The organism is Bradyrhizobium zhengyangense (genome assembly GCF_022012555.1).
GTDB classification, from domain to species: domain Bacteria; phylum Pseudomonadota; class Alphaproteobacteria; order Rhizobiales; family Xanthobacteraceae; genus Bradyrhizobium; species Bradyrhizobium zhengyangense.
Window position 1 is genome coordinate 255,555 of the sequence record NZ_JAKLTZ010000001.1, and the last position, 16,049, is coordinate 271,603.

Here is a 16,049-nt window from a genome sequence, read left to right on the forward strand (position 1 = left end):
ACACGAGTGTGCTTCAGTTCGCCACCGGCGCAATCAGAAAATTCTCTGACGCCCCACTCCCCGCCGTCTTGCAGACGTCGCCCTCGATCCTGACCTTGCCGGTCGCAAGCAGGCTCAGCGCCGCGGGATAGATGCGGTGCTCGACTTCGAGGATGCGCTCGGACAGCGTCTCGGCCGTGTCGTGGTCGCTGACGGGGACAGCGCCCTGCATGACGATCGGGCCGGCGTCCGTCTCGGGGATCACGAAGTGCACCGTCGCGCCAGACAGTTTCACGCCGGCGCGCAAGGCCTGGCCGTGCGGGTCGAGGCCGGGAAATGATGGCAACAGCGACGGATGGATGTTGAGCATCCGCCCGTACCACGCCCTGGCGAATTCGGCAGTGAACAGGCGCATGAAGCCGCCGAGGCAGATCAGCTCGATGCCGTGCTCATCGAGCACGGCCTGCAGCACTTTCTCGAACCCGGCGCGATCCTTGCCGAACGGCTTGCTCTCGATCACCTGCGTTTTGACGCCGGCCGCCTTGGCTCGCTCGAGCCCGGGCGCGTCGGCCTTGTTCGAGATGACGAGCGAGATCTCTGCCGGAAAATCGGCCGCGCTGGCTGCCTTGATTAGCGCGGACATGTTGGAGCCGCGGCCGGAGATCAGGATGGCGACGGGCCGTTTCACCGCAGCGCCAGTCATCACAGTGCCAGGTCGAGGTGGCCGTTATAGACGACGCGGTGCTCGCCCTCGGCCGGGATCACGGTGCCAAGCTGGGCGACGGTCTCACCGGCATCGGTGAAGACCCGCACCACCTCATCAACCTTTTCGGCCTCGATGATCGCGATCATACCGATGCCGCAGTTGAAGGTGCGCAGCATTTCGAGCTCGGCGATGCCGGCTTGCGCGGCCAGCCATTTGAACACCGGCAGCACCGGCAGGCGTGCGAGATCGATGCCGACGCCAAGATGCGAGGGCAGCACACGCGGAATGTTGTCGGTGAAACCGCCGCCGGTGATATGAGCGAGGCCCTTCACCGCACCGGTCTCGCGGATCGCCCGCAGGCAGGATTTGACGTAGAGCTTCGTCGGCGTCAGCAGCGCGCCGCCGAGCGTCATGACCGGGGCAAACGGTGCCTGCGCCTCGAAGCCAAGGCCGGACTGTTCCACGATCTTGCGCACCAGCGAGAAGCCGTTGGAATGCACGCCCGACGAGGCCAGGCCGATCACGGCGTCGCCCGCAGCGATGTCCTTGCGCGGCAGCAGCGTGCCGCGCTCGGCGGCACCGACGGCAAAGCCGCCGAGATCGTAATCGCCGTCCTTGTAGAGGCCGGGCATTTCCGCGGTCTCGCCGCCGATCAGGGCACAGCCGGATTCGCGGCAACCCTCGGCGACGCCGGCGACGATCGCGGCCGTGGCCTCCGGGTCGAGCTTGCCGCAGGCGAAATAGTCGAGGAAGAACAGCGGCTCGGCACCCTGCACCACGAGGTCGTTGACGCTCATGGCGACGAGGTCGATGCCGATCCCGCCATGCAGGCCGGTCTCGATCGCGATCTTGACCTTCGTGCCGACGCCGTCGGTGGCCGCGACCAGGACGGGGTCCTTGAAGCCGGCCGCCTTGAGGTCGAACAGGCCGCCGAATCCGCCGATCTCGGCATCGGCGCCCGGCCGTGCGGTGGCGCGCACCATCGGCTTGATCAGGTCGACCAGGCGGTTGCCCGCGTCGATATCGACGCCTGAATCGGCGTAAGTGAGGCCGTTTTTGCGGTCGGTCATGCCCGATTTCCAGTGGGTTTGCGGCTGGTTACGTCGAATTCCGGGGACGCGCAATGGCAAGCGTGGCGCGCCGCCCTATACTATGTAGAGATATCAACCGGTTCAGCCTCTTAGAGGTCGGATTCAAGGTCAGGTCGGGTGCCGGGAAGCGCCGTGTGAGTATTCCGAACATCATTACCCTGGGCCGCATCATGCTGGTCCCGATCATCGTCTGGGCCATCGTGTCGAGCCAAATGGAGGTGGCGTTCGCCGTCTTCCTGATCGCAGGCATCAGCGACGCCGTCGACGGCTTTCTGGCCAAGCGTTTCAATATGACCAGCGAGCTCGGCGCCCTGCTCGATCCGCTGGCCGACAAGGCGCTGCTGGTGTCGATTTACCTGTCGCTCGGCATCTGGGGCGACATCCCACGCTGGATCGTGATCCTGGTCGTGTCCCGCGACATCATGATCGTCACTGCGGTGATCGTGTCCTGGCTGTTTGACAAGCCCGTCGAGATGAGGCCGTCGAAAGTATCCAAGCTAAACACAGCGGCACAGGTTGCGTACGCGGCGCTGGTGCTGGCCGCGCTCGCCTTCGGCTTCAAGCCGTCGCCGTATGATATAGTCCTGATGGGCCTCGTCACGGTGTTCACCCTGTCCTCGGTGTCGCTCTATCTCGTGGAGTGGCTGCGTCACATGAGCACGATCGAAGCCAAATGAGAGGGGATGCGGCCCCGCAAAAGGCCAACTCCCGATCGAATAAGTCCATCATCGTCAGACAAGGCCGGCGCGCCGGCTCGGAGCAAAGCAAGCGTGGCAGGCCGCGTTCATCCCCGACAATTGGCGTTTTCGCTTCCGCATGCGGAGAGCCTCAGCCGGGACAATTTCCTCGAGGGCCCTGCCAATGCCGCCGGTCTCGCCTTGGTCGACAGCTGGCCGGAATGGCCGAACCGGATCATGTGGCTCGCCGGCCCCGAAGGCTCGGGCAAGAGCCATCTCGCCGCGATCTGGGCCGAGGTATCAGGCGCTCGCTCGACCACGGCCAACGCGCTGAGTGCCCCAACCGTCCCCGGCGCGCTCGCGACCAGCGCGCTGGTGGTCGAGGATCTCAAGGCCGGTGATTTTGACGAGCGTGCTCTCTTCCATCTGATGAACCTCGCCCGCGAGGACGGCGCCTTTGTGCTGTTCACCGGACGCGAGGCACCTGCGGCGGTAGAGGTCGAGCTCCGCGACCTGCGCTCCCGGCTCCGGACCATCCCTGTGATTTCACTCGCGCCACCAGATGACCAGCTGTTCCGCGGCCTGATCGTCAAGTTCTGCGCCGACCGCCAGCTCGCCGTGGACGAAGCTGTTGTGAGCTACCTCGCGACCCGGCTGGAGCGCTCCTCGGCCGCCGCCCGGCATGCCGTGGAACTGCTCGACAGCGAGGCGCTGCGGCTCGGCCGCCCCGTCACCCGGGCGCTCGCCGCCGAACTGCTTCGCGACGTTTCGACCTCCCCTTAACCTCCCCTTGGGCCCGCTTGACGCGGCGCGGCGGCGGAACATCAATGTCATCGAAACGTCATCGCATTAACACATGCTCTGGCCGGTTTTGCGCATAAGTCGCAAATTGGGGCAAACTGGAAGGACCGACTTCTCATGGACTCCGCGCAAGCTGTTGAAACGAAAGAAAAAGCCACGGAGACCGAGGGCCCGCCGGCGATCGCCTCGAGCCCCGAGCGATTCATCAATCGCGAGCTGTCCTGGCTACATTTTAACCGTCGCGTCCTGGAGGAATCGGTCAACCCCAGCCACCCCATGCTGGAGCGGGTGCGATTTCTGTCGATTTCGGCCAATAACCTCGACGAGTTCTTCATGGTCCGCGTCGCCGGCATCAAGGCGCAGGTCCGCGAGGGCATTGCCGAGCGTGCCCCTGACGGCCTGACCCCGTCGGAGCAACTGGCGTTGATCAACCGCACCGTTTCCCAGCTCGCCTCCGACCAACAGGCAATCTGGCGCGACCTGCGCGGCACGCTGGCCGAGGTCGGCATCGTGCTGGTGGACGGCAAGGAGGTCACCAAGACAGAGCGGATCTGGCTCGAGGACTATTTTCTCAACAACGTGTTTCCGCTGCTGACGCCGCTGGCGATCGATCCCGCCCACCCCTTCCCGTTTATCCCGAGCCTCGGCTTCACCATCGCGCTCCAGCTGACGCGGGAGGCCGACGGCAAGCCGATGAACGCGCTGATCCGCATGCCCGGGAAGATCGACCGCTTCATCCGCCTGCCGGCTGAGGGCAAGGTCCGCCTGATCTCGCTGGAGCAGCTGACCGGACTTTTCATCAACCGCCTGTTCCCCGGCTACAGTCTCCACGGCCAGGGTGCGTTCCGCATCATCCGCGACTCCGAGCTCGAGATCGAGGAAGAAGCTGAAGACCTCGTCCGCCTGTTCGAGACCGCGCTGAAGCGACGCCGCCGCGGATCGGTGATCCGCCTGGAGATCGACGCCAAGATGCCGGAGCAGCTGCGCAGCTTCGTGCAGCACGCGCTGTCGGCGGCCGACGACGAGGTATTCCTGGTCGACGGCGTGCTCGCCATGAACGAGCTGTCGCAGCTCACCCGGCTCGACCGGCCCGACCTCGAATTCACCCCTTACGTGCCGCGCCATCCCGAGCGCGTGCGCGAGCATGGCGGCGACATCTTCGCGGCCATCAGGCAGAAGGACCTGATCGTCCACCACCCTTACGAATCCTTCGACGTCGTGGTGCAGTTTCTGCAACAGGCCGCACGCGATCCCGACGTCGTCGCGATCAAGCAGACGCTCTATCGCACCTCCAACAACTCGCCGATCGTGCGCACGCTTGCCGAAGCGGCCGAGGCGGGCAAATCCGTCACCGCGCTGATCGAGCTGAAGGCGCGCTTCGACGAAGAAGCCAACATCCGCTGGGCGCGCGACCTGGAGCGCGCCGGCGTGCAGGTCGTCTACGGCTTCCTCGAACTGAAGACGCACGCAAAGCTCTCGATGGTGGTGCGCCGCGAGGGCGGCAGCCTTACCACTTACGTTCATACCGGCACCGGCAATTATCACCCGGTCACCGCGCGTATCTATACGGACCTGTCCTACTTCACCTCGGAACCGACCATCGGCCGCGACGCCGCGCGCGTGTTCAACTTCATCACGGGCTATGCCGCGCCGAGCGACCTGGAAAAGATGGCGGTGTCGCCGCTGACCCTGCGCAAGCGCATCATCGAGCACATCCAGGGCGAGACCGAGCACGCCCGTCACGGCAAGCCCGGCGCGGTCTGGATGAAGATGAATGCACTTGTCGACCCCGACATCATCGACGCGCTCTACGAGGCCTCACAGGCCGGCGTGCAGGTCGAGCTGGTGGTCCGCGGTATCTGCTGCCTGCGCCCCGGCATTCCCGGCCTGTCGGAGAACATCCGCGTCAAGTCGATCATCGGACGATTCCTGGAACATGGCCGAATCTACTGCTTCGGCATGGGCCAGGGCCTGCCGAGCGCGAAAGCGGCTGTGTATATCTCGTCGGCCGATATGATGCCGCGCAACCTCGACCGCCGTGTCGAGGTGCTGTGTCCGCTGCAAAATCCGACGGTGCATCAGCAGGTTCTCGAACAGATCATGGTCGCGAATCTCAAGGACAATGAGCAGAGCTGGCAATTGTTGCCGGACGGGTCCTCAACGCGTATGAAGGCCGCGAAGGGCGATGAACCTTTCAACGTGCACAATTACTTCATGACAAATCCGAGTCTGTCTGGCCGTGGAAAGTCGCTCAAGGAATCCTCGCCGCGCCGTCTCACGCGCCGGAACGAACGCCATCAGTCCTGACCGGAGATCTTTGCCGTGAAACGGCCGCGCAAGCGTGGCGCTAGCGTCGCGGTCATCGACATCGGCTCCAACTCGGTTCGTCTCGTCGTCTACGAGGCGCTGGCGCGGAGCCTGATTCCGATCTTCAATGAGAAGACGCTGTGCGGTCTCGGACGCGAGGTGCAGAGCACGGGCCTGCTCGCGCCTGACGCCGTCGACAAGGCGCTGACGTCGCTGAAGCGCTTTCGCGCGCTGTGCCGCGTGATGCAGGTCGGCCGCGTGTTCGCGATCGCGACCGCCGCCTGCCGCGATGCCTCCAACGGCCCCGACTTCATCGCAAAAGCCGAGCGCATCTGCGCCGTGAACATCGAGATCCTGTCGGGACCGCGCGAAGCCAAGCTGTCGGCGCTCGGCGTTATCTCGGGCATCCACTATCCCGACGGCATCGTCGGTGATCTCGGCGGCGGCTCGCTCGAGCTGATCGACGTACGCAGGAACGCCGTGCGCAGCGGCGTGACGCTGCCGCTCGGCGGCCTCGCGCTGCAGGACCTCGCGCACAAATCGCTCAAGCGCGCCGACCGTATCGTGCGCGAGGCGATCGACGAGGTCGACCTGCTCACCGCCGGCCGCGGCCGCACTTTCTATGCCGTCGGCGGCACCTGGCGCGCGCTTGCGCGCATCCACATCATCCAAAGCGGCTATCCGCTCCAGGTGATGCACGGCTATTCCATACAAGCGGCCGAGGCGCTCGATTTTGCGCGCCGCTTGCGGCGCCTCGCTGCCGCCAACATGCTCGCCGATATCGAGGTCGTCGCCGATGCGCGGCGCCCTCTCCTCACCTACGCAGCGCTCGTGCTTGAGCACGTCATCCGCGTCGCAAAGCCGAAAACTATCGTGTTCTCGACCTTCGGCGTGCGCGAAGGCCTGCTGCATGAGAAGCTGCCGGAGACCGAGCGCAACAAGGACGGGCTGATCTGCGCCGCCGAAGAGCTGAATCAGCTGCTGTCACGCTCGGCCAAGCATGCCCGCGAGCTGATCGCCTGGACCGATCGTCTCGCGCGCGTGGTGAAGCTGCGCGAGACCGAAGAGGACCGCCGTTTGCGCCACACCGCTTGTCTCTTGTCCGACATCGGCTGGCGCGTCCATCCCGATCATCGCGGCGAGCAGACGCTGAGCCTCGTGGTCAACGCCAATTTCGGCGCAATCGACCACCGCGAGCGCGCCTTCGTCGGACTGTCCGTGTTCTATCGTTATGCGGGCCTCAGCGAAGAGAATCAGCCGCCACTGACCATGCAGGAGTTGCTGACGCCGGCGCAGCTCGAGCGCGCCCGTTTGCTTGGCGCGGCGTTTCGCGTCGCGCATCTGATCTCGGCCGCGCGCCCGGGCGTATTGCCCGCCACGCATTTCCGCAGCCGGGGCCGCAATTTGATGCTGGTGTTCGAGCACCGGCTTGGCGATCTCGTCGCCGACCGCGTTGGTAGCCGCTTCAAGCAGCTCGCCCGCTTGATCGGGCGCAGCGGTTCGATCGTCAGACGCTGAGCAGCGCTGCATTCTGTCGCAGAACCGGCGCCGGTTGATGCAAATCAACTCGACCGAACCATGCCGGATTAACGTGTCGCCGCGTTGTTTCGGACCACTTCTGCCATGCAGCTGCAACCTGGGCTTTGCCTCTCGATCCGCGGTCGGAAAATGGCTGCTTGTGTCCTGTTCGCACTTGCCCTTGGTCTTTCACCCTCGGCGCTAGGAGCGCAGGACGAACTCAAGCTGAGTGAACCGCAGGCGAGAAATCTTGGCGTGCGCGTCGTTCATCCGATCGCAAGCAAGACCGACCTGACGCTGCCATACCCCGTCCAGATCGTGATTCCCACGCCGCAATTGTGGGTCGTCAGCGCCCCCGTGGCCGGCATGGTCGCCAATCTATCGGTCGGCCGCGGCGATCGCATTTCGGTTGGCCAGCCACTGGTCACCCTGGAAAGTCCAAGCTTCGTCTCTCAACAGCGCGACTACCTGCACGCGATCGCGCAGGAGCTGCTCGCAAACCAGCAGCTCAAGCGCAACATGGATTTGTTCGAGGGCAAAGCCGTGCCGCAACGCGTGCTGGAGGCGAGCCAGGCCGAGGCGCGCCAGGCGACGCTCGTCGCCGCCGAACGCCGACAGATGCTGCGTCTGACCGGCATGTCCGACGAGGCAATTTCGCGCCTCGGTCAGGACGCCTCGATCAGCGCCACGCTGACCGTCAACGCGCCGCAGAGCGCATCCGTGGTCGACGTGGTTATATCGCCGGGGCAGCGGCTCGAACAATCCGCGCCGCTAATAAAGCTGGCGCGGCTGTCGCCGCTATGGGCCGAAATCGCGGTTCCCGCTACCAAGATTCCCGCGATCCGCGCTGGCGCGAAAGTCGAAATCGAAGGCTATTCCACGCCCGGCAAGGTCGTACTGGTTTCCGAGACAACAGATCCCGCGACCCAGACCATCCTGGTCCGCGCGGAGGTCCCCAACGACGGCGAGCTGCATCCCGGCCAGACGGCCGCAGCACGCATCGGCTTCCTCTCCGCCGGCGAAAGCGCTTGGGAGATTCCCTATGCGGGGCTGATCAGGCGGGGCGAGCAGACGTCGGTGTTCGTCGCTTTCGACGGCGGTTTCCGACTCGTTCCGGTCACGCTCCTGGCCGAAGACCAGGACCATGTCGTGATATCCGGCCCGATCACCGACCGCGACGAGATCGCGATCGGCGGCATCTCGGCGCTTCGCGGCATTCTCTCGGGGCTTGGGCAATAAATGCTCCGGCACCTGGTCGCATTCGCGCTTTCGCAGCGGCTATTCGTCGTGCTGAGCGTGTTGCTCTTGATCGGTGCTGGTGCCGTCCTCCTGCCAAGCCTGCCGATCGACGCATTTCCCGACGTCTCGCCGGTTCAGGTGAAGATCATCATGAAGGCGCCGGGCCTGACGCCCGAAGAGGTCGAGCAGCGCATCACGGTGCCCGTCGAACTCGAACTGCTCGGACTGCCGAACAAGAAGATCCTGCGTTCGACCACGAAATACGCACTGGCCGACATCACCGTCGACTTCGAAGACGGCACCGACATCTACTGGGCGCGAAACCAGGTTTCCGAACGACTATCGAACATTTCACGTGATTTCCCCGACGGGGTGACCGGCGGTCTTGCGCCGATTACGAGCCCCCTCGGCGAAATGTTCATGTTCACGATCGACAGCGACGAGCTTTCGCTCGCCGAGCGTCGCACCCTGCTCGATTGGATAATCCGTCCGGCCCTGCGTACAGTGCCGGGCGTTGCCGACGTCAACGTGCTCGGCGGTTACGTGCGCGCCTTCGAGATCGTTCCGCGCAATGATGCACTTGCCGCCCGTGGTATTTCCTACGACCTGTTTCGCCGGGCGATCGAGGCCAACAGCCGCAACGATGGCGCCGGACGGGTGAACCAGGGCGAGGACAGCGCCCTGGTCCGGATCGAAGGCAGCATCCGTTCGATCGAGGACATCAAGGCCATCGTGGTGGAGGTGCGCGAGGGGGTACCGATCCTCGTCAACGACGTGGCGAGCGTCAAAGTCGGGACACTGACGCGCTATGGTGCGGTCACGTCGAATGGGCGCGGCGAAACCGTCGAGGGGCTCGTGCTCGGCTTGCGCGGCGCCAACGCGGGACAGCTCGTCCGCGACGTGCGTGCACGCCTTGTGGAGCTGCAGTCCTCGCTGCCGAAAAGCGTTTCCATCAACGTGTTCTATGACCGCAGTCGTCTGGTCGATCGTGCCGTGGGGACCGTCGTGCGAGCTCTCGGCGAGGCCACCGCCCTTGTCATCGTTCTGCTGCTGCTCTTCCTCGGCAACTGGCGAGCCTCGCTGGTGATCGCCCTCAGCCTGCCGCTGGCCATCGTCATTGCACTGATCGTCATGCGGGTCGTGGGAATGTCGGCCAACCTGATGAGTCTCGGCGGACTTGCGATCGCGATCGGCATGCTGATCGACGCGCTGGTCGTCGTAGTCGAGAACATCGTCGGGAACCTCGGTCAGCACGCCCCCGGCAAAGGGCCTCCCCTGATCCATCTGGTGTACCGCTCGGTCTGCGAAGTCCTGGAGCCGGTGGCCTCGGGCGTCCTCATCATCATCATCGTGTTTGTACCCCTGCTAACGCTCCAGGGACTTGAGGGGAAGCTGTTCATTCCTGTCGCGCTGGCGATCATCTTTGCGCTCGCCGGCTCACTGCTGCTTGCTCTCACCGTGATTCCGGTCGCGACGTCCTTCCTGCTCAAATCTGCCTCACATCGCGACCCCCTGGTGGTTCGCGCGGCCCAGCGCGTTTACGCGCCGGCCTTGAACTGGGCCTTGAGCAACGAGCGCAAGGTGATGGCCGCGGCGCTGATCGGCCTCGTCGCCGCGGGCTTTGCCTATTCGAAACTCGGCAAGACGTTCATGCCGACGATGGACGAAGGCGACGTCATTGTCAGCGTGGAGACGCTTCCCTCCGTCAATCTCGACGAATCGCTTGCCATGAATCGGGGGCTGCAGACCGCACTCCTCGCGGTGCCGGATATCGCCGGCATCGTCGCAAGGACCGGATCCGACGAGCTCGGCCTCGACCCCATGGGGCCCAACCAGACCGACACGTTCCTGGTGCTGAAGCCGGCGGCCGAGCGGCAGACCGAGGACCGCGAAGCCCTGCTCCAAAAGCTGCGCGATGTTCTTGCCGGCTTTCCCGGCATCTCGCTCAGCTTCACCCAACCCATCGACATGCGCGTGCAGGAGATGATCAGCGGCGTGCGAGGCGACGTCGCAGTCAAGATATTCGGTCCTGACATCGCAAAGCTGAATGAAACGGCAGCAAAGCTGTCGGCCATCCTCTCCGGCATTGATGGTGCAGAGGACGTCTACACCACGCTCAACGAAGGCGCTCAATATTACACGGTTTCCGTCAATCGAATGGAGGCCGGACGTCTCGGCCTGACGGTTGACGCCATCACCAACTCGCTCCGCACCCAGATCGAGGGCCGAACGATCGGAACCGCGCTGGAAGAGGGACGCCGCACTCCCATTCTCGTCCGCGGCAGCGAAACGACCCGGGAGGCGCCGACGCTGCTCGCGAGCCTTCCGTTGACGCTCGCATCGGGGCAGCACGTCGCGCTGTCGCAAGTCGCGCGAATTCAACGCGTCGACGGCCCGGTCAAGATCGACCGCGAGGATGGCACCCGTATGAGCGTCGTTAGAGCCAACATCAGGGGCCGCGACATGGTCGGCTTCGTCGAAGCGGCCCGCCAGAAGGTTGGCGCGGAACTCCAGCTCCCAGATGGCTACCGGCTGACGTGGGGCGGACAGTTCGAGAACCAGCAACGCGCTTCGGCACGCTTATCCGTGGTCGTCCCCGTGGCAATCGGTCTGATTTTCGTGCTGCTCTTCACCACGTTCGGCGCCATCCGCCAAGCCTTGCTTGTGCTCGTGAACATTCCCTTCGCCCTGATCGGCGGCGTGTTCGCGCTAGTCGCCACGGGTGAGTACCTGTCGGTACCCGCCTCGGTCGGATTCATCGCACTGCTCGGGATTGCCGTCCTCAACGGTGTCGTTCTGGTCTCCCACTTCAATCAACTGCGTGCCCACGGCCTGAGCGAGCATCGTATCGTTGTCGAAGGCGCCATGCGCAGGCTTCGGCCGGTGCTGATGACCGCGAGCATCACGGCGCTCGGCTTGGTTCCGCTGCTGTTTGCCTCGGGTCCGGGATCCGAAGTCCAGCGACCGCTTGCGGTCGTCGTCATCGGAGGGTTGTTGTCCTCCACGGTACTGACCTTGATCCTTCTGCCGATCCTGTATCGCCGCTACGGCGGCACCTCGAAGGTGGCCAAATGACCGACCAGCCGGTCTGCCTCACGCTGATCGTGCCGCGTCAGCTTCGTGAAGAGGTGTTCGACTATCTCGCCGAACAGAGCGACCTTGTCTCGGGCTTCACCGCCTCCCACGCGGCCGGGCACGGCGGCGAAGTCCGACTGCACACCGCCGCTGAACGCGTCCAGGGCCATGCCGATCAAGCCATGGTGAAGGTCGTACTGGCGCGGGACGACGCCACCCGCCTGATCGAGCGGCTCAGAGTTTCGTTTGCCGGCACCAAACTCGTCTACTGGGCGACGCCCGTAACGGAATTCGGCATCATCGACTGAACAATCAGCCTTCGGCAGACGCCTTGGCGTGTGCCTCGGAGGCTTCGAGCGCGGCGGCATGCAGGCTGCGCCGGCGCCAGATCGCGCCGACCAGCAGCACGACGACGACACCAAGCGCGCCGCAAAGATATTCGGCGCCCTCGCCGCCATGGGCGAATTGCGGCGGGATATGCAGAGTGCCGAGCATCCGGTCCAGCGAAACGCCGAACGGACCTTCCGAGAGCGAATGCAGCTTCGGCGCGATGCCGGGATCGGTCGCGATCACCTCGCCAGCGATCCAGCCGAGCAGCGCCGCACCGGCCCAGACCAGAATCGGCAGTTTAGACAACAGCGCCATGATCAGCGCCGCACCGGCTACGATCAGCGGCACGCTGATGGCAAGGCCGAGGACCAGGAGCGGCACGCTGCCATTGGCGGCGGCGGCGACCGCGATGACATTGTCCAGACTCATGACGATGTCGGCGACGACGACGATCTGCACCGCCTGCCACAGATGTGAGGCGGACTCGACGTCCTCCTCCTCGTTCTCCGGCACCACCAGCTTTGCCGCGATCACGATCAGCGCCAGGCCACCGACCAGCTTCAGGTACGGCAGCGCCATCAGGCTTGCGACGACGCCGGTGAAGATGATCCGCAGCAGGACGGCCGCGCCGGCGCCGAGCGCCATGCCCCACAGCCGATGCCGCGGCTTGAGGCCGCGGCAGGCAAGCGCGATCACCAGCGCGTTGTCGCCTGAGAGCAGGATGTTGATCCAGATGATCTTGCCGACCGCGATCCAGAAGGTCGGCTCAGCCATCTCATTGCGGAACTGGGTGAAGAATGCCCCGATCGTGGCGGGATCGAAGATCTGCCCGAGCCAGTTCACAATGAGTCCCCTGTCGACTTAACCGATCGGCTGGTTAGCCGACGATCTCGTTGCCCGAGAAAAACTGCGCGATCTCGATCGCAGCGGTCTCCGGAGCATCCGAGCCGTGAGCCGAGTTCTCGCCGATCGACTTGGCGTAGAGCTTGCGGATGGTGCCCTCGGCCGCCTTCGACGGATCGGTCGCGCCCATGGCGTCTCGGTACTTGGCGATGGCGTTCTCGGCTTCCAGCACCTGAACCACGACCGGGCCCGAGGTCATGAACTCGACCAGTTCGCCGAAGAACGGACGGGCCTTGTGGACGGCGTAGAAGGTTTCGGCCTGTTCCTTGGTCATGCGGATGCGCTTCTGTGCAACGATGCGCAGGCCCGCCTTCTCGATCACGGCGTTCACGGCGCCGGTCAGGTTACGCGCGGTGGCGTCGGGCTTGATGATCGAGAAAGTGCGTTCGATGGCCATGATCTTGTCCTTGAAGAGAAAAAGGGTCGTTCGGAGTTGCGGGGCTTATATCGGCGCCTTTGCGATCCGGCAAGCGAGTGCCGGAACGCCCCGAAGGGCGCTTCGCCGCGGGCGAAGACCTGAAATCCCGGCCGGATTCCAACATGGATTACAACGATTTCACCCAGATGAACCCAATCTGAAGGCCCTGTCAGGGTTTGGTTCAGCCTCGCTGGCGTATCGTCAGCTCCATCGAAACCGAAGGCTTCTGACGAGGCGGACCGTTTCGGCGGCCTTTCCATCGACGCGATTGCCCCGCGCCGGCAGTTTTGAGGAGATCACGATGTTGAGGAAACTTTCGCTCGCTGCAGTCGCCGCGGTCGCCCTAGGGGCCGCACTCGCCCCCACCTCCGCCTCCGCTCACTGGCATGGCGGCTGGGGCTGGCATGGCGGCGGCTGGTATCACGGCGGTGGCTGGGGCTGGGGCGGACCGCGCGTCTACGCTGCGCCCGTCTCCTACGGTTACGGCGGCTGCTATGTGCGCCGGCTGGTCCCGACCCCCTGGGGACCCCGCTGGCGGCTGATCAACCGGTGCTACTGAGCCCGAACAACTCATTCCCTGACAACCCGAGGTACTGTTCCCCCCGCAGTACCTTCCAAGAGAGGCCCCGGTGATCCCCCCCACCGGGGCCTTATCTTTGGGCAGATACAGCGAATTCATACAATTTTTACTAGAATCCCAGCCATCCCCAACGCTTGGCGAAACCATTTTGGGGGCCAATGACTTGGTACCGTGTCGTTACTTTGAACACTGGGAACCCTGAGATGGCTGGCCTTTTTGCCGATGACAGCGAACAGATCGACCGGCGCACCAGCCGCTCCATCTGCGATGCCGTGGGCGAGCGGCTTCAGCAGAGCATGCGCCCCGAACCCCGGCTCCCGACGCATCTCGAGCAGCTCTTGAACGAGCTGAGGAAGCGTGACCTCGATCCGCACTGACAAAAAATCGGGTTGCGTTTGATCCCGCCTGCGGTGACAAGGCCGCATGCTCACCATCACCGACCTCTCCGTCCGTCTCGCCGGACGCCTTCTGATCGACGACAGCTCTGTGCAGATCACGCCGGGCGCACGCGTCGGCATGGTCGGGCGCAACGGCACCGGCAAATCGACGCTATTCAAGGTGATCCGCGGCGAGCTTTCGGCCGAGCACGGCTCGGTGACCCTGCCGCCCCGCTGGCGTATCGGCAGTCTGGCGCAGGAAGCCCCGAACGGGCCCGAAAGCCTGATCTCGGTCGTGCTCAAGGCCGACCTCGAACGCGAAGCGCTGCTCACTGAGGCCGAGACCGCCACCGATCCGCACCGGATCGCCGAGATCCAGACGCGCCTCGTCGACATCGACGCCCATTCAGCGCCGAGCCGCGCCGCCGCAATTCTCTCGGGCCTCGGCTTTTCCGCCGCGGACCAGCTGCGTCCCTGCGCCGAATTTTCCGGCGGCTGGCGTATGCGCGTCGCGCTCGCCGCGACGTTGTTCGCGGCCCCCGACCTTCTACTGCTCGACGAGCCCACCAACTATCTCGATCTCGAAGGCACGCTGTGGCTGGAAGATCATCTCGCGCACTACCCGCGCACGGTGATCGTGATCAGCCACGACCGCGACCTGCTTGAAAGCTCGGTCGACCAGATCCTGCATCTGGAGCGCGGCAAGCTCACGCTCTACAAGGGCGGCTACTCCTCTTTCGAGGAGCAGCGCGCCGCACGCGAGCTGCTCGATGCCAAGGCCGTCAAGCGGCAGGAGGCCGAACGCGCCCGCCTGCAGGCCTTCGTCGACCGTTTCAAGGCCAAGGCGTCCAAGGCGCGCCAGGCACAGTCTCGCGTGAAAATGCTGGAGCGGCTCAAGCCGATCACGGCGCTGGTGACCGAGGACGTCCGCGAGATCACCTTTCCGGCACCTGAGAAATTGCTATCGCCGCCAATCATCGCCGTCGACAACGTGTCCGTCGGCTACGATCCGGCAACGCCGGTGCTGAATCGCGTCACGCTGCGCATCGACAATGACGATCGCATCGCGCTGTTAGGTGCCAACGGCAACGGCAAGTCGACGCTGGTCAAGCTGCTCGCCGCGCGTCTTGCGCCCTTCTCCGGCAAGGTGACGCGCGCCGACAAGCTGTCGATCGCCTATTTCGCGCAGCACCAGCTCGACGAGCTGAACGAGGACGCCTCGACCTACGACCACGTCCGCAAGCTGATGGGGAGCGATGCACCCGAAGCCAAGGTCCGCGCACGCGCCGGCGCGATCGGCTTTTCCGGCAAGGCCGCCGACACCAAGGCGGGAAAGCTCTCGGGCGGCGAGAAAGCGCGGTTGCTGCTGGGGCTTGCCACCTTCTTCGGCCCCAACATGATCATCCTGGACGAGCCGACCAACCATCTCGACATCGACAGCCGCGCCGCGCTGGCCGAGGCCATCAACGAGTTTCCCGGCGCGATCATCATGGTCTCGCACGACCGCTATCTGATCGAGGCCTGCGCCGACCAGCTCTGGATCGTCGCCGACCGCACCGTGACCAATTACGACGGCGACCTCGACGAGTATCGGCGCCTGGTGCTGTCCGCGCGCAATGCGGAACCCGCTCAGCGCGAGCGCAGCGCTCAAATCGAAAAGCCTCAGCGTGTGAAATCAGACAATCGCGGCTCGCTGAAGAAACGCATCGCCGAAGCCGAGAGCGAGATCGCCCGGGTCACCGAGATCATCTCCAAGATCGACACCGCGCTCGCCCTCCCCGACATTTTCACGCGCGACCCCAAGCAGGCCGCGCAACTGTCGAAGGCGCGCGCCAACGCCGCCGACGCGCTGGCGCGGGCGGAGGAGCAGTGGCTGGAGGCGAGCGCACAGTTCGACGAGGCGGCCAGCTAGCTTTGGCGACCGGCCGATTAGGCGTCCCGTTAAAATCTGAAAACAACCCCATGCACAGTAGCCGAGGGATTTGCCAGACGAGGCCTGCACCTCGCGGCAAACCCTGATCGTGCAAAGAGGGCCAACCGGCCCTCTT

General features: G+C 64.5%; 14 protein-coding genes. 10 read left to right on the forward strand and 4 right to left on the reverse strand.

What is annotated here, in order from left to right; genetic code table 11:
• Nucleotides 1-13: 13 nt before the first annotated feature.
• Together purN and purM are read right to left on the reverse strand one after the other, a co-directional pair.
• Nucleotides 14-667: a phosphoribosylglycinamide formyltransferase gene (gene purN / locus L6639_RS01325; protein WP_237858274.1), complete on the reverse strand. Its 654-nt coding sequence runs from the start codon at nucleotides 665-667 to the stop codon at nucleotides 14-16.
• Between the two features lie 14 nt (nucleotides 668-681).
• Entirely contained in the window at nucleotides 682-1,755 is a 1,074-nt protein-coding gene (gene purM / locus L6639_RS01330) for a phosphoribosylformylglycinamidine cyclo-ligase (RefSeq protein ID WP_237858275.1), read from the reverse strand.
• Nucleotides 1,756-1,910: 155 nt separating this feature from the next.
• Between purM and L6639_RS01335 the strand changes: the two genes are divergently transcribed.
• The 7 genes from L6639_RS01335 (at nucleotide 1,911) to L6639_RS01365 (ending at nucleotide 11,701) form a co-directional block, all read left to right on the forward strand.
• Entirely contained in the window at nucleotides 1,911-2,453 is a 543-nt protein-coding gene (locus L6639_RS01335; protein ID WP_237858276.1) for a CDP-alcohol phosphatidyltransferase family protein, read from the forward strand.
• 93 nt (nucleotides 2,454-2,546) lie between these two features.
• Nucleotides 2,547-3,236 carry a P-loop NTPase family protein gene (locus L6639_RS01340; RefSeq protein ID WP_237858277.1) on the forward strand — a complete coding sequence of 230 codons (690 nt, stop codon included), beginning with the start codon at nucleotides 2,547-2,549 and terminating at the stop codon, nucleotides 3,234-3,236.
• A gap of 135 nt (nucleotides 3,237-3,371) precedes the next feature.
• Nucleotides 3,372-5,561, forward strand: a complete 2,190-nt coding sequence (locus L6639_RS01345) for an RNA degradosome polyphosphate kinase (RefSeq protein ID WP_237858279.1) — start codon at nucleotides 3,372-3,374, stop codon at nucleotides 5,559-5,561.
• A gap of 15 nt (nucleotides 5,562-5,576) precedes the next feature.
• Complete coding sequence (ppx, locus tag L6639_RS01350) at nucleotides 5,577-7,079, forward strand: exopolyphosphatase (RefSeq protein ID WP_237858280.1); 1,503 nt, start codon at nucleotides 5,577-5,579, stop codon at nucleotides 7,077-7,079.
• Nucleotides 7,080-7,229: 150 nt separating this feature from the next.
• Entirely contained in the window at nucleotides 7,230-8,318 is a 1,089-nt protein-coding gene (locus L6639_RS01355) for an efflux RND transporter periplasmic adaptor subunit (RefSeq protein ID WP_237858281.1), read from the forward strand.
• Complete coding sequence (locus L6639_RS01360) at nucleotides 8,319-11,393, forward strand: efflux RND transporter permease subunit (protein WP_237858282.1); 3,075 nt, start codon at nucleotides 8,319-8,321, stop codon at nucleotides 11,391-11,393.
• Nucleotides 11,390-11,701, forward strand: a complete 312-nt coding sequence (locus L6639_RS01365) for a DUF3240 family protein (RefSeq protein ID WP_237858285.1) — start codon at nucleotides 11,390-11,392, stop codon at nucleotides 11,699-11,701. Before L6639_RS01360 ends, L6639_RS01365 begins: the two co-directional genes overlap by 4 nt.
• Before the next feature lie 4 nt (nucleotides 11,702-11,705).
• Here the strand turns inward: L6639_RS01365 and L6639_RS01370 are convergent, their stop codons facing one another.
• Both L6639_RS01370 and ndk read right to left on the reverse strand, forming a co-directional pair.
• Nucleotides 11,706-12,566, reverse strand: a complete 861-nt coding sequence (locus L6639_RS01370) for a TerC family protein (protein WP_237858288.1) — start codon at nucleotides 12,564-12,566, stop codon at nucleotides 11,706-11,708.
• A 34-nt stretch (nucleotides 12,567-12,600) separates the two neighbouring features.
• Nucleotides 12,601-13,023 carry a nucleoside-diphosphate kinase gene (gene ndk / locus L6639_RS01375; protein ID WP_018645406.1) on the reverse strand — a complete coding sequence of 141 codons (423 nt, stop codon included), beginning with the start codon at nucleotides 13,021-13,023 and terminating at the stop codon, nucleotides 12,601-12,603.
• Nucleotides 13,024-13,345: 322 nt separating this feature from the next.
• On the opposite strand from ndk, the gene L6639_RS01380 reads away from it, so the two are divergent.
• The 3 genes from L6639_RS01380 (at nucleotide 13,346) to L6639_RS01390 (ending at nucleotide 15,913) form a co-directional block, all read left to right on the forward strand.
• Nucleotides 13,346-13,603 carry a sulfur globule protein precursor gene (locus L6639_RS01380; protein ID WP_237858290.1) on the forward strand — a complete coding sequence of 86 codons (258 nt, stop codon included), beginning with the start codon at nucleotides 13,346-13,348 and terminating at the stop codon, nucleotides 13,601-13,603.
• A 224-nt stretch (nucleotides 13,604-13,827) separates the two neighbouring features.
• Nucleotides 13,828-14,001, forward strand: a complete 174-nt coding sequence (locus tag L6639_RS01385) for a hypothetical protein (RefSeq protein ID WP_237858292.1) — start codon at nucleotides 13,828-13,830, stop codon at nucleotides 13,999-14,001.
• A 46-nt stretch (nucleotides 14,002-14,047) separates the two neighbouring features.
• Nucleotides 14,048-15,913, forward strand: a complete 1,866-nt coding sequence (locus L6639_RS01390) for an ABC-F family ATP-binding cassette domain-containing protein (protein WP_237858294.1) — start codon at nucleotides 14,048-14,050, stop codon at nucleotides 15,911-15,913.
• Nucleotides 15,914-16,049: the final 136 nt, after the last annotated feature.

Bases quoted from the DNA above. Each gene is read 5' to 3' on its own strand.
- purM (WP_237858275.1), bottom strand. From the start codon at position 1,755: ATGACCGACCGCAAAAACGGCCTCACTTACGCCGATTCAGGCGTCGAT.
- L6639_RS01345 (WP_237858279.1), top strand. From the start codon at position 3,372: ATGGACTCCGCGCAAGCTGTTGAAACGAAAGAAAAAGCCACGGAGACC.
- L6639_RS01355 (WP_237858281.1), top strand. From the start codon at position 7,230: ATGGCTGCTTGTGTCCTGTTCGCACTTGCCCTTGGTCTTTCACCCTCG.
- L6639_RS01360 (WP_237858282.1), top strand. From the start codon at position 8,319: ATGCTCCGGCACCTGGTCGCATTCGCGCTTTCGCAGCGGCTATTCGTC.
- L6639_RS01365 (WP_237858285.1), top strand. From the start codon at position 11,390: ATGACCGACCAGCCGGTCTGCCTCACGCTGATCGTGCCGCGTCAGCTT.
- ndk (WP_018645406.1), bottom strand. From the start codon at position 13,023: ATGGCCATCGAACGCACTTTCTCGATCATCAAGCCCGACGCCACCGCG.
- L6639_RS01380 (WP_237858290.1), top strand. From the start codon at position 13,346: ATGTTGAGGAAACTTTCGCTCGCTGCAGTCGCCGCGGTCGCCCTAGGG.
- L6639_RS01385 (WP_237858292.1), top strand. From the start codon at position 13,828: ATGGCTGGCCTTTTTGCCGATGACAGCGAACAGATCGACCGGCGCACC.
- L6639_RS01390 (WP_237858294.1), top strand. From the start codon at position 14,048: ATGCTCACCATCACCGACCTCTCCGTCCGTCTCGCCGGACGCCTTCTG.